The organism is Pseudomonas sp. PI1, assembly GCF_000812405.1.
In the GTDB taxonomy this organism is placed as follows: domain Bacteria; phylum Pseudomonadota; class Gammaproteobacteria; order Pseudomonadales; family Pseudomonadaceae; genus Pseudomonas; species Pseudomonas citronellolis.
Genome location: NZ_JWMC01000094.1, coordinates 21,885 through 41,116 on the forward strand (window position 1 = coordinate 21,885; position 19,232 = coordinate 41,116).

Below are 19,232 nucleotides of genomic sequence, written 5' to 3' on the forward strand. Positions count from 1 at the left end.
TGTTATTCCTTCGCGTCGTGGCGGCCGAGGTGGTAGGCGGCGACCAGTGCCGCCAGCAGCAGCATCGAGGCCAGTTCGACGACCAGCAGGTAGGGGCCGAACAGGGCGATGCCCACGGCCTTGGCGTCCACGGTGGTGTGGCCGATGCCGGCGCCGCTGGGGTTGCGCGACAGCACCAGCAGCAGCTCGACGAGCAGGACGGCGGAGAGCACGCCCGGGCCGATCCAGACCCCGGGCTTGAGCCACTTGCGCTCCTGCTCGGCGATCGCCGGGCCCAGGTTGAGCATCATCACCACGAAGACGAACAGCACCATGATCGCGCCGGCGTAGACGATGATCTCCAGGGCGCCGGCGAACGGGGCGCCGAGGCTGAAGAAGGTCATCGACACGGCGAGCAGCGAAACGATGAGGTAGAGCAGGGCATGCACCGGGTTGCTGTTGGTGATGACCCGCAGGGTTGCCAGCACGGCGACGCCGGCGGCGAAGTAGAAAGCGAATTCCACGCGACGTCTCCTTACGGCAGCAGGCTCTTGACGTTGATCGGTTCGGCCTCGTTCTGCGCGCTGCCCTTGGGCTTGCCGGCGATGGCCATGCCGGCGACGCGGTAGAAGTTGTAGTCCGGGTTCTTGCCGGGGCCGGAGATCAGCAGGTCTTCCTTCTCGTACACCAGATCCTGGCGCTTGAACTCGCCCATCTCGAAATCCGGGGTCAGCTGGATCGCGGTGGTCGGGCAGGCTTCCTCGCACAGGCCGCAGAAGATGCAGCGGGAGAAGTTGATGCGGAAGAACTCGGGGTACCAGCGGCCGTCGTCGGTCTCGGCCTTCTGCAGCGAGATGCAGCCGACCGGGCAGGCCACGGCGCACAGGTTGCAGGCCACGCAGCGCTCCTCGCCGTCGGGGTCGCGGGTGAGGACGATGCGGCCGCGGTAGCGCGGCGGCAGGTAGACCTGCTCTTCCGGGTACTGCAGGGTGTCGCGCTTGCGGAAGGCATGGCCGAAGATCATCACCAGGCTGCGCAGCTGGGTGTAGGTGCCATGCACGATGTGCAGGATTTCTTTGATCATGGTGGTTCTCCTTACTGGGCCGCGGCCAGCACGCAGGCGCCGGTCACCAGCAGGTTGATCAGGGTCAGCGGAAGGCAGAACTTCCAGCTGAAGGCCATCACCTGGTCATAGCGCGGACGCGGCAGCGAGGCGCGGATCAGGATGAACAGCATGATGAAGAAGCTGGTCTTCAGGGCGAACCAGATGAACGGGATCTGCGGCAGCAGGCCGAACGGGCCGTGCCAGCCACCGAAGAACAGCGTCACCAGCAGCGCCGAGATCAGCACGATGCCGATGTATTCGCCGACGAAGAACATGCCCCATTTCATCCCGGCGTACTCGATGTGGTAGCCGTCGGCCAGTTCCTGCTCCGCTTCCGGCTGGTCGAACGGGTGACGGTGGGTCACGGCGACGCCGGCGATGATGAAGGTGCAGAAGCCGAAGAACTGCGGAATGATGAACCACAGGTGCTGGGCTTGGTAGTCGACGATGTCGCGCATGTTGAACGAGCCGACCTGGGCCACGATGCCCATCAGCGACAGGGCCAGGAACACCTCGTAGGAGATGGTCTGGGCCGAGGCGCGCAGGCTGCCGAGCAGGGCGAACTTGTTGTTGCTCGACCAGCCGGCGAAGAGCACCGCGTACACGGTCAGACCGGCCATGGCGAAGAAGAACAGGATGCCGATGTTCAGGTCCGCCACGCCCCAGCTGGGGCTGATCGGGATGATGACGAAGGCGATCAGCAGCGCGCCCATGGCGATGACCGGGGCGAGGGTGAAGATCATCTTGTCGGCGAACGGCGGCGTCCAGTCTTCCTTGAAGAACATCTTGATCATGTCCGCGCCGAGCTGGAAGGCGCCGAACGGGCCGACCCGGTTGGGACCGTAGCGGTCCTGCCAGAGGCCCAGCAGGCGCCGCTCGACCCAGCTCAGCAGCGCGCCGCAGACGACCACGGCGAGCAGGATGACGATGGCCTTGATGACCTCGACGATGATGTCGACGATGGCGGGTGTCAGCCAGCTCATGCTCATCAAACTCATTGGGCAGCCTCCTGCAGACCTTCAGCGACACCGCCGAAGACACCGGCGGGGATGCCGGCCAGGCCGGCCGGCAGGGCGACCAGGCCCGCGCCCAGCTCTTCGCTGATGCGCAGCGGCAGGCGCAGCTCGTGGCCCTTGACGCTCAGGCGCAGCAGCTTGCCTTCGGCCAGGCCCAGGCGCTCGGCTTCCTCGCGGCCCAGGGCCACGTAGGTTTCCGGGATGCGCTCCTGCACCGGCTTGGCGCGGGCGCTGTTCTCCTCGCTGCCGAACAGGTGGTAGAAGGGCACCACCTTGAACTGGCTGGCCGGGGTGTGGAACGGCGCCGGTACGTCGCTGAACCACAGGGCCTCGCCCTTGGCCTCGATCAGGCGCACGCCCGGGTCGCCGGCGCGCAGGTGGCCGCCGACCTCGTCCTGGAACTTGTTCCAGGCCTGCGGCGAGTTCCAGCCCGGGGACCAGGCGAAGGGAATCTGCTGACGCGGCTCGGTGCTGCCGGAATAGCCCTCCATGGAGAAGGCGAAGGCGCTGTCGATGTCCTGCGGGGCGCGGGGCTCGCTGACGTTGATGTTGGCGCGCATGGCGGTGCGGCCGGAGTAGCGGTGCGGTTCGCGCGCCAGCTTCAGGCCCTTGATGCGGAACGCGGCGTTCGGCGCGGCGTCGCGGATGCCGGCCAGGTGCGGCTTGGCGGCGACCACGGCGTCGATCACGTGGTCCAGCTGCGTCCAGTCGACGCGCTTGCCCTCGAGGGTGCTGTGCAGGGCGTGCAGCCAGCGCCAGCCTTCGCGGACCAGGTTGTCGGCGTTGTAGTAGGTCGGGTCGAAGACCTGGAAGAAGCGCTGGGCGCGGCCTTCCTGGCTGACCAGGGTGCCGTCGCCTTCGGCGAAGCTGGCGGCCGGCAGGACGATGTGCGCCTTGGCGCTGGTCGCGGTGCTCTGGTGGTCGGCGACGATCACCAGCTTGGCGGCGGCCAGGGCGGCGTCGACCTGGGCGGCTTCGGCGCGGCGGTACAGGTCGTTCTCCAGCACCACCACGGCGTCGGCGGCGCCGGAGGTCAGCTGCTCCAGCGCGGCTTCGACGGACTCGCCGCCGAACAGGGCAAGGCCCAGGCTGTTGGCTTCCGGCACCACCAGGCTCAGCGAGCCGTTCTTCTCGCGCTGCTTCAGCGCGCTGGCGATGTTCGCCGCGGCTTCGATCAGGGCGTTGCTGCGCAGCGAAACGCCGGAAACCACCAGCGGGCGCTTGGCGGCGACCAGGGCGTCGGCGATGCGCTGGGCCAGGGCTTGCGCTTCCGGTTCCAGACCGGCCACGGCCGGGGCGCTCGGGTCGATCGCGTGGGCCACGGCGAAGCCCAGGCGGGCCAGGTCCTCGGGGGCGGCGTGCACGCACTCGGCGGCGACATCGTCCAGGCGCGTCTCGGCCAGGCTGGCGATGAACAGCGGGTTCTTCTCGTGCTGGGCGATGGTCTTCACCGCGGCGTCGAGCCACGGCTGGATCTTCATCGCGGCGGCCATGTCCTCGCCCTTGCCCTTCACCGACTGGCGCAGGGCCAGGGCGATGCGGGCGGCGGTCTGGGTGAGGTCTTCGCCGAGCACGAAGACCGCGTCATGGTCTTCCATGTCGCGGATGGTGGGGGAGGGCAGCGGGCCTTCCTGCATCACCTTGAGCACCAGGCGCAGGCGCTGCAGCTCGTCGGCGGCGATGCCGCTGTAGAAGTTGCCGGCGCCGACCAGCTCGGACAGCGCGTAGTTGCTTTCCAGGCTGGCGCGCGGCGAACCGATGCCGATCATCTTGCGGCCCTTGAGCAGGGCGGCGGCCTGGTCGAGGGCGCCGTCCAGGCTCAGCTTCTGCTTGCTGAGCATCAGCATCGGCTGGCGCGGACGGTCCTCGCGGTTGACGTAGCCGTAGCCGAAGCGGCCGCGGTCGCAGAGGAAGTAGTGGTTCACCGAGCCGTTGTAGCGGTTCTCGATGCGGCGGATCTCGCCGTAGCGCTCGCCGGGGCTGATGTTGCAGCCGCTGGAGCAGCCATGGCAGATGCTCGGGGCGAACTGCATGTCCCACTTGCGGTTGTAGCGCTCGGAGTGGGTCTTGTCGGTGAACACGCCGGTCGGGCAGACCTCGGTCAGGTTGCCGGAGAACTCGCTCTCCAGCACGCCGTCCTCGATGCGGCCGAAGTACACGTTGTCGTGCGCGCCGTAGACGCCCAGGTCGGTGCCGCCGGCGTAGTCCTTGTAGTAGCGCACGCAGCGGTAGCAGGCGATGCAGCGGTTCATCTCGTGGGCGATGAACGGGCCGAGCTCCTGGTTCTGGTGGGTGCGCTTGGTGAAGCGGTACCGGCGCTTGTTGTGGCCGGTCATCACCGTCATGTCCTGCAGGTGGCAGTGACCGCCTTCCTCGCACACCGGGCAGTCGTGCGGGTGGTTGGTCATCAGCCATTCGACGACGCTCTCGCGGAAGGCCTTGGCCTCTTCGTCCTCGATGGAGATCCAGGTGTTGTCGGTGGCGGGGGTCATGCAGGACATGACGAGGCGACCACGCTTGTCGTTCTCGTCGGTGTACTGCTTGACCGCGCACTGCCGGCAGGCGCCGACGCTACCGAGCGCCGGGTGCCAGCAGAAGTAGGGGATGTCGAGTCCGAGGGACAGGCAGGCCTGCAACAGGTTGTCCGCCCCATCGACTTCTAACGTCTTGCCGTCTACGTGGATAGTGGCCATGGTTCAAGTTCTTCGTTGGCCCGTTGTCAGCGGGCTTGGCTAAGGGAAATCACGGCTCCGTCGGGCCGGCGGCATGCCGCGGCGCTACGACGGAACATCGCCGGGCCCGCGGGCCCGGCATCCAAAGCTTTACGCGCCGACGCGTTGCGGTTGCGGCGCGGCCTGAGCCTGGCGGGAGACGCCCGCTTCGAACTCGGGACGGAAATATTTCAAGGCACTGCCCAGCGGTTCGACGGCGCCCGGTGCGTGGGCGCAGAAGGTCTTGCCCGGGCCGAGGAAGTTGACCAGCTGCTCGAGGGTCTCGAGGTCGCCGGGCTGGCCTTCGCCGCGCTCCAGCGCGCGCAGGAGCTTCACGCTCCACGGCAGGCCGTCGCGGCACGGAGTGCACCAGCCGCACGACTCGCGGGCGAAGAACTCTTCCATGTTGCGCAGCAGCGAGACCATATTGATGCTGTCGTCCACCGCCATGGCCAGGCCGGTGCCCATGCGGGTACCGACCTTGGCGATGCCGCCAGCGTAGAACAGGGCGTCCATGTGCTCGGGGAGCAGGAAGCCGGTGCCGGCGCCGCCGGGCTGCCAGGCCTTGAGCTTGTAGCCCTCGCGCATGCCGCCGGCGTAGTCCTCGAAGACCTCGCGCACCGGGATGCCGAAGGGCAGTTCCCAGATGCCGGGGTTCTGCACCTTGCCGGAGAAGCCCATGAGCTTGGTGCCCATGTCTTCGCTGCCCGGGCGCGCCAGGCCCTTGTACCAGTCGACGCCGTTCTCGACGATCGCCGGCACGTTGCACAGTGTCTCGACGTTGTTGACGCAGGTCGGCTTGCCCCAGACGCCGACGGCAGCGGGGAAGGGCGGCTTGGAGCGCGGGTTGGCGCGGCGGCCTTCCAGGGAGTTGATCAGCGCGGTTTCTTCACCGCAGATGTAGCGGCCGGCGCCGGTGTGGACGAACAGCTCGAAGTCGAAGCCGCTGCCGAGGATGTTCTTGCCCAGCAGGCCGGCGGCCTTGGCTTCGTCGATGGCGCGGTTGAGGTTGCGCGCCGCGTCGACGTATTCGCCGCGCAGGAAGATGTAGCCGCGATAGGCTTTCAGCGCCCGCGCGGAGATCAGCATGCCTTCCACCAGCAGGTGTGGCAGCTGCTCCATGAGCATGCGGTCCTTCCAGGTGTTGGGCTCCATCTCGTCCGCGTTGCACAGCAGGTAGCGGATGTCGAGGGATTCGTCCTTGGGCATCAGGCCCCATTTCACGCCGGTGGGGAAGCCCGCGCCGCCGCGGCCCTTGAGGCCGGAGTCCTTGACGGTCTGGACGATGTCGTCGGCAGCCATTTCGGCCAGCGCCTTGCGCGCGGCAGCGTAGCCGTTCTTCGCCTGGTATTCCTCCAGCCAGACCGGGGCGCCGTCGTCGCGCAGGCGCCAGGTCAGCGGGTGGGTTTCCGCGGCGCGCGCGGTGCGGTTGGGCGTGCCGTAGGAGGTGAGGAGCGTCATGCGTAGGCCTCCAGCAGTTTGGCGACCGCCGACGGCTCGAGATTGCCGTGGGTATCGTCGTCGATCATCAGCGCCGGGGCCTTGTCGCAGTTGCCCAGGCAGCACACCGGCAGCAGGGTGAAGCGGCCGTCGGCGGTGGTCTGGCCGAGGCCGATGCCCAGTTGCTTCTGGATCTCGCCGACCACGGACTCGTGGCCGCCGATGTAGCAGACCATGCTGTCGCACACGCGGATGATGTGGCGGCCGACCGGTTGGCGGAAGATCTGGCTATAGAAGGTGGCCACGCCCTCGACGTCGCTGTCGGGGATGCCGAGGATCTCGGCGATCGCGCCGATGGCGCCGTCCGGCACCCAGCCGCGCTCCTTCTGGACGATTTTCAGGGCTTCGATGGACGCCGCGCGGGAGTCCTCGTAGTGGTGCAGTTCGTGCTCGATGGCCGAGCGCTCGGTTTCGCTCAGGGCGAAACGGTCAGTCTGGATGATGGTGCTCATGATCAGCGGTCCACGTCAGCCATAACGAAGTCGATGCTGCCCAGATAGGCGATCAGGTCGGCGATCATGCTGCCGTTGATGACCGACGGAATCTGTTGCAGGTGCGCGAAGCTGGGCGTGCGGATGCGCGTCCGGTAGCTCATGGTGCTGCCATCGCTCGTCAGGTAGTAGCTGTTGATACCCTTGGTCGCCTCGACCATCTGGAAGGCTTCGTTGGCCGGCATGACCGGGCCCCAGGAAACCTGCAGGAAGTGGGTGATCAGCGTCTCGATGTGCTGCAGCGTGCGCTCTTTGGGCGGCGGCGTGGTCAGCGGGTGGTCGGCCTTGTACGGGCCTTCGGGCATGTTCTTCAGGCACTGCTCGATGATGCGCAGGCTCTGGCGCATCTCGCCCATCTTCACCATGCAGCGGTCGTAGGCGTCGCCGTTGTGGGCCAGCGGCACTTCGAACTCGAAGTTCTCGTAGCCGGAGTAGGGGCGGGCCTTGCGCAGGTCGAAGTCGCAACCGGTGGCGCGCAGGCCGGCGCCGGTGGTGCCCCATTCCAGGGCCTGCTTGGTGTTGTACTGCGCCACGCCGATGGTCCGGCCGCGCAGGATGCTGTTCTGCAGCGCCGCCTTTTCATACTCGTCCAGGCGCTTGGGCATCCAGTCGAGGAATTCGCGGACCAGCTTGTCCCAGCCGCGCGGCAGGTCGTGGGCGACGCCGCCGATGCGGTACCAGGCCGGGTGCAGGCGGAAGCCGGTGATGGCCTCGACCACCTTGTAGGCGCGCTGGCGGTCGGTGAAGGTGAAGAACACCGGGGTCATGGCGCCCACGTCCTGGATGTAGGTGCCCAGGTACAGCAGGTGGTTCAGGATGCGGAAGAACTCCGACATCATGATGCGGATGACGTCGACGCGCTGCGGCACCTTGATGCCGGCGAGCTTCTCCACCGAGAGCACGTACGGCAGGTTGTTCATCACCCCGCCGAGGTAGTCGATGCGGTCGGTGTAGGGGATGAAGCTGTGCCAGGACTGGCGCTCGGCCATCTTCTCGGCGCCGCGGTGGTGGTAGCCGATCTCCGGCACGCAGTCGAGGATCTCTTCGCCGTCGAGCTGCAGGATGATGCGGAAGGCACCGTGGGCGGAGGGGTGGTTCGGGCCGAGGTTGAGGAACATGAAGTCCTCGTTCTCGCCGTGGCGCTTCATGCCCCAGTCCTCGGGCTTGAAGCGCAGGGCTTCCTGTTCCAGCTCCTGCTTGGCCACGGAGAGCGAGTAGGGATCGAACTCGGTGGCGCGCGCCGGGTAGTCCTTGCGCAGCGGGTGGCCCTGCCAGGTCGGCGGCATCAGCATGCGGGCCAGGTGCGGGTGGCCGTTGAAGTGGATGCCGTACATGTCCCAGACCTCACGCTCGTACCAGTTGGCGTTGGGCCAGATACGGGTGGCGGTGGGCAGGTTGAGGTCGTTCTCGGAGAGGGCCACCTTGATCATCACGTCGCTGTTACGCTCGAGCGACATCAGGTGGTAGAACACGCTGAAGTCGGCGCCCGGCAGGCCGCGACGGTGGGTGCGCAGGCGCTCGTCGACCCCGTGGAGGTCGTAGAGCATCACGTAGGGCTTGGGTACGTTGCGCAGGAAGGTGAGGACGTCGATCAGCTTCTCGCGGCTCACCCAGAGGACCGGCATGCCGGTGCGGGTGGCCTGGACGGTGAAGGTCTCGGCGCCAAAGCGGGAATTCAGTTCGACGACTATGTCTTGGTCGTCCGCCTTATAGGGCGGGATGTACAGAGCGGAGTCTGCGGTCATGGTCTCGGTCGCTATCGGTCAACGGTGGAGTGAAGTAAGGGCCTCTCGTGGAGGTCGGCTTCACACTTCGTCGGGGCTGCGCAGGTTGGTGACCGCAATGCGCTGTTCGCGCTTGAGGTCCTTCTGGGCAGGCATTTCGGCACGGTAGATGCCTTGATCGCCAACCACCCAGGACAACGGGCGACGCTCCTGGCCGATGGATTCCTGCAGCAGCATCAGGCCTTGCAGGAACGCCTCGGGGCGGGGCGGGCAGCCGGGGATGTAGACGTCCACGGGGAGGAACTTGTCGACCCCCTGGACCACCGAGTAGATGTCGTACATGCCGCCGGAATTGGCGCACGAGCCCATGGAGATCACCCACTTGGGTTCCAGCATCTGCTCGTACAGGCGCTGGATGACCGGGGCCATCTTGATGAAGCAGGTGCCGGCGATGACCATGAAGTCCGCCTGGCGCGGCGAGGCACGAATCACTTCGGCGCCGAAGCGGGCGATGTCGTGCGGCGCAGTGAACGCCGTGGTCATCTCCACGTAGCAGCAGGACAGGCCGAAGTTATAGGGCCACAGCGAGTTCTTGCGACCCCAGTTGACGGCGCCGTTGAGAACATCCTCGAGCTTGCCCATGAAGATGTTCTTGCTGACCTGCCCCTCTACCAGAGGGTCGTCTACCGTTTCGCGCTGGCCGATCGGGTACTGATCGTTGGCCGCATCGGGGTCGATCCGGGTAAGTTTGTATTGCATCGCCAAAGCCTCATTGTTTTAGCTTCGCCTGCCGCTCGCGACGTGCCGCCGGCGCCCAATCGAGCGCGCCGACCCGCCAGAGGTAGACAAGACCTGCCAACAGAATTGCAATGAAAATGGTGGCCTCGACCAGACCGGCCCAACCGCTTTCACGGACGGACACGGACCAGGCGAAGAGGAAGAGGGCTTCGACGTCGAAGATCACGAAGAGCATCGCGACCAGATAGAATTTTGCCGACAGGCGCAGGCGTGCGCTGCCGGTGGGAACGATGCCGGATTCGAAGGGCTCGTTCTTGCTGCGACCAAATGCCTTGCTGCCCAGCAGCGAGGAAACCCCTAGCATGAAGGCCAGCAGGCCGACCACGCCTAGAAGGAAGGCGGCGAGTCCCCAGTGTTGAGCTGCAAGTTCAGCTGGGTTGGGCATGCCGATACTCCTTCCTACAAAAATTAGCGGTGGTCTTGGATTCCGGGCCTTCGCCCGGCTGCATGAACCTCGGGCTCAAGATAGCGAGCTAAGGGTTCGAGTGATCTTTCCAATTTTATGCCCAAAGCCTCGGGCAAGTAAATTTTTCTAACACAAACAGATGCTTCCAAATCGGGCAAAAGGCTTTTGCATTTTTGTCCGGGCCCCGGCTGCAGGCCGCTCCACGCCTGGGCTGGCACGATTCAGGCTTTGGTCGAATGGCACTTTTGCAGATAAGAAGAAAGTATTTCTGTCGTTCCTTAAATGATAAATATTATCATTCGCGGTGTCGTTTATCCGTAACTTTACTACATATAGGCGTCGTACTTTTTATTGTCGGCGGTTTTAAGGGTTTATGGGCGTCAATTGGTGTCGGGAATTTCCCAATGGTCTGTTTAGGGGCTGCTGCGTAGGGGGCAATCGTCGGCATGGGCCGGCCTGCCGGCCGGATCGCGGATAAATCCGCTCCTACAGGTGGGTGTCAGCCCGGAGCGCAGTGCCTCCCAGCGAACTGTAGGAGCGGGCCCTGCCCGCGATTCGCGCGCAGGGCGCGCTCCTACATGGAATGACGCGGGTGGGGCAGCGTAGGAGCGGATCTTATCCGCGAATCGCGCCGATATGTCCGGCTATCGCGGACAAGGTCCGCTCAGGGTACAGGGGCGTCGTAGGATGGTGTTGAGCGAAGCGATACCCATCGCCGTGGCCGCATGGGTTTCGCAGGCTCGACCTGTCCTACGAAGAGCGCCTCGGCGTAGCCGGCAGGCCAGTTGTTCGCTCCGCGTACTCGCGAAGAGCGCCCTCTCCCCAATCCTCTCCCGCAAGCGGGAGAGGGGGCCGTTCGGAGTGGGTGGATGGTTCGGCGTCAGCCGGCGAGTGCGTAGGGCGCATAACCCTTCGCGGTTATCCGCCGCATCTCGGCGGCGGACATGAAAAAACGCCGCTTCCCTGGGGAGGCGGCGTTTTCCTGAAGCTACACCTTTGCGGCTGGGCCGCTTCCCGGCCCCGAGGGGCCGGGCGAACCGGTTCTTAGTGGAACTGGTTCATGGTGTTGTCTTTGCCCGAGGCCTTCAGTGCGGCTTCGCCGGCGAAGTACTCTTTGTGGTTGTCGCCGATGTCGGAGCCAGCCATGTTCTGGTGCTTGACGCAGGCGATGCCCTGGCGGATTTCCTGACGCTGCACGCCCTTCACGTAGGCCAGCATGCCCTGGTCGGCGAAGTAGCCCTTGGCCAGGTTGTCGGTGGACAGGGCCGCGGTGTGGTAGGTCGGCAGGGTAATCAGGTGGTGGAAGATGCCGGCGTGGGCCGAACCGTCGCGCTGGAAGGTGCGGATCTTCTCGTCGGCGATCTGGGCCAGTTCGGTCTCGTCGTACTCGACGCTCATCAGCTTGGCGCGGTCGTAGGCGGAAACGTCCTTGCCTTCGGCGACGAACGCATCGAACACCTGCTGGCGGAAGTTCAGGGTCCAGTTGAAGGACGGGCTGTTGTTGTACACCAGCTTGGCGTTCGGGATGACTTCGCGGATGCGGTCAACCATGCCCTTGATCTGGCCAACGTGCGGCTTCTCGGTTTCGATCCACAGCAGGTCGGCGCCGTTCTGCAGCGAGGTGATGCAGTCCAGGACGCAGCGGTCTTCGCCGGTGCCCTTGCGGAACTGGAACAGGTTGGAGGGCAGGCGCTTGGGACGCAGCAGCTTGCCGCCGCGGTTGATCACCACGTCGCCGTTCTGCAGTTCGGCCGGGCTGATCTCGTCGCAGTCCAGGAAGGAGTTGTACTGGTCGCCCAGGTCGCCCGGTTGCTTGGTCACGGCGATCTGCTTGGTCAGGCCGGCGCCCAGGGAGTCGGTACGGGCGACGATCACGCCGTCGTCAACGCCCAGTTCGAGGAAGGCGTAGCGAACGGCGGCGATCTTGGCGAGGAAGTCTTCGTGCGGGACGGTCACTTTACCGTCCTGGTGGCCGCACTGCTTCTCGTCGGAAACCTGGTTCTCGATCTGGATGCAGCAGGCACCGGCTTCGATCATCTTCTTGGCCAGCAGGTAGGTGGCTTCCGGGTTGCCGAAGCCGGCGTCGATGTCGGCGATGATCGGCACCACATGGGTTTCGTAGTTGTCGATCTGGTTCTGGATCTCTTCCTGCTTGGCCTTGTCGCCGGCTTCGCGGGCGGCGTCCAGGGCGGTGAACAGCAGGTCCAGTTCGCGGGCGTCAGCCTGGCGCAGGAAGGTGTACAGCTCTTCGATCAGGCTGGAGACGGCAGTCTTCTCGTGCATGGACTGGTCGGGCAGCGGGCCGAACTCGGAGCGCAGCGCGGCGACCATCCAGCCGGACAGGTAGAGGTAGCGCTTGTTGGTGGTCTTCAGGTGCTTCTTGATGGAGATCAGCTTCTGCTGACCGATGAAGCCGTGCCAGCAGCCCAGGGACTGGGTGTAGAGGGAGGAGTCGGCGTCGTATTCGGCCATGTCCTTGCGCATGATGGCCGCGGTGTACTTGGCGATATCCAGGCCAGTCTTGAAGCGGTTCTGGGCGCGCATACGGGCGACGGACTCGGGGTTGATAGCGCTCCAGCTGCTGCCGAACTTCTCTTTCAGGGCGGCAACGGCCTTGATGTCGTTCTGATATGCGGACATGGTCAACAATCCTTCAAAAAATGTGTTGGTTGAGCACCGACTTCCCACGCAGGGCTCGTGGGATCGCTCGCCGCGGATGGCGAAATGACGACTGGAAGGATTGACGCAGAGGGGGAGGGGTGGCGCGGGCGAACAGGTAGATGATCGCAGCGATGGCATCCGGGATCGCTTGCCGGCTCGTGGCTGCCGTTGGGCGAGGGCGAATGGCTGCATTCGACCATCTTGCTGATACGTTGGTTGCTTCCCCGTCCCTCAGGACAACTTCTTGCCAGTCGCAACCTCGTCATTTCGCCTTGTGGGCTGTAACAACACGGACCGGCACAGCGAGTGGGCTGCGGACTCGGTCCGGAGGCCCGGTTCAGGGCCCCTGGTTAGCGGGAGCGAGGCCATCATGCCTTTCGAACAAACGTTCGTCAAACGTTTTGTAGTGTTTTTTTTGGGCTACTACACGAAGGTCTAAGGAGGACTCTCCGGTCACCTTCGGAAGGCTCAGTCGAGCACTTCGACCTTCACCCGCAGGCTGCTGTCGCTGCGGCCCTGGGTGCTGTAATTGCGCGTCAGGCCGCCCTGGCTGCCCTGGCTGTTTTCGCTGACGCCGCCCACCTCGATCCACTCGCCGAGGCGGCCGCTCAGGCGGGTGCTGGCGCCGGCCGTGTCCATGGCGCCGGGGGCGCTGTTGTTGAAGCGGTCGTTGCGGGTGTCCAGGTCGATGTGGACGATGTTGCCGCTCAAGGTGGCGGTCACGTACATGCCGCGGTTGGCGTCGCGGTACTCGGTCTGGCTGTAGACCTGGCCGTAGGGGCCGACGCCGACGTTGTACACCGGCTGGCTCTGGCCGACCTGGATCAGCGCCGGCGAGCCCTCGGTGGTCTGGATCTGCTGCACGCCGCCGCTGCGGCTGGCGGTGGAACTGTCGATGATGCGCACCTGGTCGCGGCCGTGGACCTCGCCGCGGCCGCTGTGAATCTCGACGTTGCCGACGCTGGCCGAGCCGTTCACCGAATAGCCGCTGCGGCTGCGCTGGCTGGAGTCTCTGGTGTCGACGCTGATCAGTAGGCGGTGGGGGCGGGTGTCCAGTTGTTCCAGTACCTGCTGCAGCTCGCGGATCTTCGCCGGCTCGGCGTTGACCACCAACTGGTTGCCGTAGGCGGTCACCCGGCCTTCGTTGCCGAGGACCTGCTGCGCCACCGGGAGGATTTCGTCGGCGCTGCGGTAGCTCAGCGGCAGGATCTCGGTGCGCGGCGCGGCCTGGACGGCCAGGCTGATGGCGCAGGCGAGGAGCAGGGCGGTTCGGCGATGGCTCACAGCAGGAAGCTCCGCAGGTTCGGGTCGGCGAGGCTGGTGTCCCAGGCCTGGTCGAACTGCGCCTGCAACTGGCGCACCCGGCCGGGGTCGTTGTAGTGGGCGTGGCCGGCGGGCAGCGCCGGTTCGGTTCGCAGCAGCAGGCCGAGCTGGTCGGCGAGCAGGAAGGCCTGTTCAGGGCTGGGGTAGTCCGGGTTGAGCAGGCGGATATGCAGGTTGCTCGACAGGCGCCGGCTGAGGTTGAGCAGGCGGTGGCCTTCCCTGACCGGGCGGGTGCTGTCGCGCAGGAGGATACGCAGGCGGTTCTGCGGATGGCGCAGCAGCAGGCGGGTGCAGGCTTCCTGGATGCTGCTGTGGTTGTACAGCCAGGCTTCCAGGTCGGGGCTGTACAGGCACAGGCTGCGGCTGGCCTGCTGCATCAGCGCCAGGGCATGGGAGCGGGCGGCCTCCGGTTCGCCGAAGCGTTGCAGGCCGCTGGCCTCGCCGAGGCGGAAGGGCGCCGGTTCCCAGGGCTGGGAGGCCGGCAGGTCGGGCGCCGGATTGTGCACGCTGAAACGCCCCGGGGACTGGAAGTCGATGGCCGGGAGTTGGCCTTCGTGGTCCGGGGCGTCTTTCATCGCGGCTTCCTCAGGCGCTTTCGCGCACCATGTCGACGTGGGGCAGGCCGGCTTCGAGGAATTCGCCGCTGGCCACCTTGAAGCCTAGCCGCTCGTAGAAGGGGATGGCATAGACCTGGGCGGTGAGCAGCTGACGCTTGAGCTGGCGGCGCTCGGCTTCCTCGATGGCGGCGCGCATCAGCTGGTCGCCGACCTTCAGCCCGCGCCAGTCCTTGAGTACCGAGACGCGGCCGATGTGGCCGTCGGGCAGCAGGCGCGCCGTGCCGATTGCGTAATCCCCCTCGAAGGCGAGGAAGTGCACGGCTTCCGCGTCCTCGGCATCCCACTCCAGTTCCGGCGGCACCGATTGCTCGGCGATGAAGACCGCCTCGCGGATGCGTCGCAGGTCGGCATTGTCCTTCTGCCAATCGGCCAGGCGAACCCTGATCTTGTTACTCATCGGCAAACTCCAAACTGCCCTGTTTGACCAATTCTGCCAACAGCTTACGCCCATCCTCGTCGCCCAGCCATTGGCCGAGGTTGTCGCTGTGCAGGGCGTCCGCCGAGCACACCAGCTTGAGCAGCGGCTCCATGGCCTTGGGCAGCACCACGCTCTGGCCGCTGGAGAACAGCAGCAGGCCGACGTCCACTTCGCTCCAGGCCAGGCGCGCGCTGGGGTTGCGCACCAGCACGGCGCCGTCTTCCAGGGCCTGCCGCAGGTCCGTGTCGTCGATCTCCTCGCCGGTCACCAGTTCCGGGTAGCGCGGCTCGGTCATGAACTGGCCGAACCAGGTGAGCAGCAGGCGCTCGTCGCTCATGTGTTCCTGCAGCAGGTTCTTCAGGCGGTCGAGGGCGTCGCGCTGGATCTTGTGCTGGTCCTCGCCGCTCTGCACGGCGGCCATGCCGGCGTCGCTGTAGCGTTCCTCGTCGGAGAGGAACTGGGCGAGGAAGTCGGTGAAGTGGGTCAGCACTTCGGCGGCGCTGGGCGCGCGGAAGCCCACCGAGTAGGTCATGCACTCGTCTTCGGCGATGCCGTAGTGGGCCACGCGCGGCGGCAGGTAGAGCATGTCGCCGGGCTCCAGCACCCACTCGTCGCTCTGCTGGAAGTCGGCGAGGATGCGCAGGTCGGCGTGCTGCAGCATCGGGCTGTCGGCGTCGCACAACTGGCCGACCTTCCAGTGGCGGCGGCCGTGGCCCTGCAGCAGGAACACGTCGTAGTTGTCGAAGTGCGGCCCTACACCGCCGCCGGGAGCCGCGTAGCTGATCATCACGTCGTCGATGCGCCAGCTGGGCAGGAACTTGAAGTGCTCCAGCAGTTCGGCGACTTCCGGCACGAACTGGTCGACGGCCTGCACCAGCAGGGTCCAGTCGCGCTCGGGCAGTTCCTTGTAGGTGTCCTCGCTGAAGGGGCCGCGGCGCATTTCCCAGGGGGTGTTGCCGTGTTCGAGGACGATGCGCGACTCGACGCTGTCTTCCAGGGACAGGCCGGCCAGCTCGTCGGCCTCCAGCGGGCTTTCGAAACCGGGGATGGCCTGGCGCACCAGCAGGGGTTTCTTCTGCCAGTAGTCGCGGAGGAATTCATCGGCGCTGATGCCGCCCAGGAGCTGAAGAGGAATAGCAGGATTCATATGTAAGTCCTTGAAACAAAAACGCCCGGCACAGCCGGGCGTGCAAATGTTCAGCGCATGTCAGATGCGCTTGGCCTGGGCGGCGGCGTTGCCGATGTAGTTCGCCGGGGTCAGCTTCTTCAGCTCGGCCTTGGCTTCGGCGGGCATGTCGAGGCCGTCGATGAACACCTGCAGGGCCTTGGCGCTGATGCCTTTGCCGCGGGTCAGCTCCTTGAGCTTCTCGTAGGGGTTCTCGATGCCGTAGCGGCGCATCACGGTCTGCACCGGCTCGGCCAGGACTTCCCAGCAGGCATCCAGGTCTTCGGCGATGCGCGCGGCGTTCAGCTCCAGCTTGCCGATGCCCTTGAGGCTGGCTTCATAGGCGATGACGCTGTGGGCGAAACCGACGCCCAGGTTGCGCAGCACGGTGGAGTCGGTCAGGTCGCGCTGCCAGCGGGAGATCGGCAGCTTGCTGGCCAAGTGCTGGAAGATCGCGTTGGCGATGCCCAGGTTGCCTTCGGAGTTCTCGAAGTCGATCGGGTTGACCTTGTGCGGCATGGTCGAGGAGCCGATCTCGCCGGCCACGGTCTTCTGCTTGAAGTAGCCCAGGGAGATGTAGCCCCAGACGTCGCGGTCGAAGTCGATGAGGATGGTGTTGAAGCGGGCGATGGCGTCGAACAGCTCGGCGATGTAGTCGTGCGGCTCGATCTGGGTGGTGTAGGGGTTCCAGGCCAGGCCCAGGTCATGGACGATGAACTCGCGGGCGTTGGCTTCCCAGTCCACCTGCGGGTAGGCCGACAGGTGGGCGTTGTAGTTGCCCACGGCGCCGTTGATCTTGCCCAGCAGCTCGACCGCGGCGACCTGCTTGATCTGCCGCTCCAGGCGGTAGACCACGTTGGCCAGTTCCTTGCCCAGGGTGGTCGGCGAGGCCGGCTGGCCGTGGGTGCGCGAGAGCATGGGCACGTCGGCGAACTGGACCGCCAGCTCGCGGATCGCCTCGGCGATCTGGCGCATCAGCGGCAGCAGCACCTGGTCGCGGCCTTCGCGCAGCATCAGGGCGTGGGACAGGTTGTTGATGTCCTCGCTGGTGCAGGCGAAGTGGATGAACTCGCTGACCTTGGCCAGTTCCGGCAGCTTGGCCGCCTGTTCCTTGAGCAGGTACTCCACGGCTTTCACGTCGTGGTTGGTGGTGCGCTCGATTTCCTTGATGCGCTGCGCATGCTCCAGCTGGAAGTCCTCGGCCAGCTTGTCGAGCAGGGCGTTGGCTTCGCCGGAGAAGGGCGCCACCTCGGGGATGCCGGCGTGCGCCGCGAGGCGCTGCAGCCAGCGGACCTCAACCAGGACGCGGAAACGGATCAGGCCGTACTCGCTGAAGATCGGACGCAGGGCGCTGGTCTTGCTGCCGTAACGGCCGTCGACGGGGGAAACCGAGGTGAGGGAGGAAAGCTGCATGGGGCGTTCTCGTGGCTGTCGGTCAACGAAAAGGGCGCACATCATACACGAACGAACGCGCTTTCGCCCGTACTCGCTGCCGCACGAAGACGCCCGGGCGGGCGCCTCGGCGGATCAGTCGGTGCCGCGCAGGATCGGGCGCAGCTCGCCCAGCAGCTTGCGCCGGCCGAACACCATTTGCCAGCGGTTGCCGCCCAGCTGCCGCCACAGGCGCGCCGAGCGGATGCCGGCCAGCAGCAGGGCGCGGATGCGCGCGGCGTTGGCGTTGATCTGCAGGTAGCGCATGTCGCCGTGCACCTGGATGCGCTGGCGGAAGGTGCTCAGGGTGTCCTGGTAGAGGCCGGCGCAGGAGGCGATGACGTTCTCGTGGACCAGGCCGAAGTGCTGCACCTGCTGCTGCACCTGGTCCAGGCGCGAGCCGATCAGGTCGAGCATGTCGTCGCGCTTGGCCAACTGGCGCTCCAGGCCGATCAGCGACAGCGCGTAGCGCAGCGGTTCGCGCTGCAGGCTGTTGGGATCGCGCTCCAGGGCGCTGGCCAGGGCGCGCAGGCCCTCGCGCAGGTTGTGGATGTCGCCGCCGAACACCTCCAGGGTGGTCTTCGGCTCGCGCACCAGCAGGCTGCCGAGCATGCAGCCCAGCGGGGCTTCGGGAATCTGCCCGGTGCGGGCCAGGCGGTCCACCAGGGCGGCGGCTTCGAAGACGCCGGCGAGGGCGATCAGTTGGTCGCGCAACTCGCTCATGCACGCTCCTTCGCGTAGGCCGGTTCGGCCGATTCGATCACACCACCGCCCAGGCACACCTCGCCGTCGTAGAACACCACGGACTGGCCCGGGGTGACGGCGCGCTGCGGCTGGTCGAACACCGCGCGGTAGCCGTCGGCGGTACGTTCCAGCACGCAGTCCTGGTCGGCCTGGCGGTAGCGCACCTTGGCGTGCAGGGCGCGCGGCTCGGGCAGCTCCAGCGGGTTCACCCAGAAGATGCTGGAGGCGTGCAGGGCGCGGGAGAACAGCCAGGGGTGGTCGTTGCCCTGGCCGACGATCAGCACGTTACGCGCCAGGTCCTTCTCCAGCACGTACCAGGGGCTGTCGTCGGCGTTCTTCATGCCGCCGATGCCCAGGCCCTGGCGCTGGCCGATGGTGTGGTACATGAGCCCGGCGTGGCGGCCGATGACGGTGCCGTCGGTGGTCTCGATGTCGCCCGGCTGGGCCGGCAGGTACTGCTTGAGGAAGTCGCTGAAGCGCCGTTCGCCGATGAAGCAGATGCCGGTGGAGTCCTTCTTCTTCGCCGTGGCCAGGCCGTATTTCTCGGCGATGGCGCGGACTTCAGGCTTCTCCAGCTCGCCGACCGGGAACAGCGTCCTGGCGATCTGCTCGCCGCCCACGGCGTGGAGGAAGTAGCTCTGGTCCTTGTTCGGGTCCAGGCCCTTGAGCAGCTCGGTGCGGCCGTCGATGTCGCGGCGGCGCACGTAGTGGCCGGTGGCGATCAGGTCGGCGCCCAGGGCCAGGGCGTAGTCGAGGAAGGCTTTGAACTTGATCTCGCGGTTGCACAGGATGTCCGGGTTCGGCGTGCGCCCGGCCTTGTATTCGGCGAGGAAGTACTCGAAGACGTTGTCCCAGTACTCGGCGGCGAAGTTGGCGGTGTGCAGCTTGATGCCGATGCGGTCGCAGACGGCCTGGGCATCGGCCAGGTCGGTCATGGCGGTGCAGTATTCGGTGCCGTCGTCCTCTTCCCAGTTCTTCATGAACAGGCCTTCCACCTCGTAGCCCTGCTCCTTGAGCAGGAGGGCGGAAACCGAGGAATCCACGCCGCCGGACATGCCGACGATGACGCGGCCCTTGCCGGGCTGGACGGGGGAGGTGGTGCTGGAATCGGACATGGCGGGCTATCGCAGGCGTCGGTGCAAA

Annotated in this window: 17 protein-coding genes; all 17 read right to left on the reverse strand. The window is 65.9% G+C overall.

Translation table 11 applies throughout. The features are described 5' to 3' along the window. Positions 1-2: 2 nt before the first annotated feature. Positions 3-503, reverse strand: coding sequence for an NADH-quinone oxidoreductase subunit J (gene nuoJ, locus RN02_RS27165; RefSeq protein WP_043318272.1), 501 nt, complete (start codon positions 501-503; stop codon positions 3-5). Between the two features lie 11 nt (positions 504-514). Beyond that, positions 515-1,063, reverse strand: a complete 549-nt coding sequence (gene nuoI, locus RN02_RS27170; RefSeq protein ID WP_009623268.1) for an NADH-quinone oxidoreductase subunit NuoI — start codon at positions 1,061-1,063, stop codon at positions 515-517. Positions 1,064-1,074: 11 nt separating this feature from the next. Further along, positions 1,075-2,067 carry an NADH-quinone oxidoreductase subunit NuoH gene (gene nuoH / locus RN02_RS27175; RefSeq protein WP_024128655.1) on the reverse strand — a complete coding sequence of 331 codons (993 nt, stop codon included), beginning with the start codon at positions 2,065-2,067 and terminating at the stop codon, positions 1,075-1,077. Between the two features lie 11 nt (positions 2,068-2,078). Next, on the reverse strand, positions 2,079-4,793 hold the full coding sequence (gene nuoG / locus RN02_RS27180; RefSeq protein WP_043318274.1) for an NADH-quinone oxidoreductase subunit NuoG: 2,715 nt from the start codon (positions 4,791-4,793) through the stop codon (positions 2,079-2,081). Between the two features lie 129 nt (positions 4,794-4,922). Next, complete coding sequence (gene nuoF, locus RN02_RS27185) at positions 4,923-6,272, reverse strand: NADH-quinone oxidoreductase subunit NuoF (RefSeq protein ID WP_043318276.1); 1,350 nt, start codon at positions 6,270-6,272, stop codon at positions 4,923-4,925. Further along, entirely contained in the window at positions 6,269-6,763 is a 495-nt protein-coding gene (gene nuoE, locus RN02_RS27190) for an NADH-quinone oxidoreductase subunit NuoE (RefSeq protein WP_009623260.1), read from the reverse strand. The genes nuoF and nuoE overlap by 4 nt, the downstream gene beginning before the upstream one ends. 2 nt (positions 6,764-6,765) lie before the next feature. Further along, on the reverse strand, positions 6,766-8,547 hold the full coding sequence (gene nuoC / locus RN02_RS27195) for an NADH-quinone oxidoreductase subunit C/D (RefSeq protein WP_009623258.1): 1,782 nt from the start codon (positions 8,545-8,547) through the stop codon (positions 6,766-6,768). A 60-nt stretch (positions 8,548-8,607) separates the two neighbouring features. Then, positions 8,608-9,285, reverse strand: a complete 678-nt coding sequence (locus RN02_RS27200; RefSeq protein WP_009623256.1) for a NuoB/complex I 20 kDa subunit family protein — start codon at positions 9,283-9,285, stop codon at positions 8,608-8,610. A 10-nt stretch (positions 9,286-9,295) separates the two neighbouring features. Further along, positions 9,296-9,709 (reverse strand): NADH-quinone oxidoreductase subunit A, encoded by a 414-nt coding sequence (locus RN02_RS27205; RefSeq protein ID WP_009623254.1) that lies wholly within the window; start codon positions 9,707-9,709, stop codon positions 9,296-9,298. Positions 9,710-10,774: 1,065 nt separating this feature from the next. Beyond that, positions 10,775-12,370, reverse strand: a complete 1,596-nt coding sequence (locus RN02_RS27210) for an isocitrate lyase (RefSeq protein ID WP_009623252.1) — start codon at positions 12,368-12,370, stop codon at positions 10,775-10,777. Positions 12,371-12,859: 489 nt separating this feature from the next. Continuing rightward, positions 12,860-13,675, reverse strand: coding sequence for a secretin N-terminal domain-containing protein (locus RN02_RS27215; protein ID WP_043318280.1), 816 nt, complete (start codon positions 13,673-13,675; stop codon positions 12,860-12,862). Further along, complete coding sequence (locus RN02_RS27220; protein WP_009623248.1) at positions 13,672-14,289, reverse strand: DUF7931 domain-containing protein; 618 nt, start codon at positions 14,287-14,289, stop codon at positions 13,672-13,674. The genes RN02_RS27215 and RN02_RS27220 overlap by 4 nt, the downstream gene beginning before the upstream one ends. Before the next feature lie 10 nt (positions 14,290-14,299). Beyond that, positions 14,300-14,728: a GNAT family N-acetyltransferase gene (locus RN02_RS27225; RefSeq protein ID WP_009623246.1), complete on the reverse strand. Its 429-nt coding sequence runs from the start codon at positions 14,726-14,728 to the stop codon at positions 14,300-14,302. Beyond that, positions 14,721-15,896, reverse strand: a complete 1,176-nt coding sequence (locus RN02_RS27230; protein WP_043318282.1) for a ribosomal protein uL16 3-hydroxylase — start codon at positions 15,894-15,896, stop codon at positions 14,721-14,723. Before RN02_RS27230 ends, RN02_RS27225 begins: the two co-directional genes overlap by 8 nt. A 60-nt stretch (positions 15,897-15,956) precedes the next feature. Beyond that, positions 15,957-17,327, reverse strand: a complete 1,371-nt coding sequence (purB, locus tag RN02_RS27235) for an adenylosuccinate lyase (protein ID WP_043318284.1) — start codon at positions 17,325-17,327, stop codon at positions 15,957-15,959. A gap of 114 nt (positions 17,328-17,441) precedes the next feature. Further along, positions 17,442-18,068, reverse strand: a complete 627-nt coding sequence (gene hflD, locus RN02_RS27240) for a high frequency lysogenization protein HflD (protein ID WP_043272073.1) — start codon at positions 18,066-18,068, stop codon at positions 17,442-17,444. Further along, complete coding sequence (mnmA, locus tag RN02_RS27245) at positions 18,065-19,204, reverse strand: tRNA 2-thiouridine(34) synthase MnmA (RefSeq protein WP_043318286.1); 1,140 nt, start codon at positions 19,202-19,204, stop codon at positions 18,065-18,067. Before mnmA ends, hflD begins: the two co-directional genes overlap by 4 nt. Positions 19,205-19,232 lie beyond the last annotated feature (28 nt).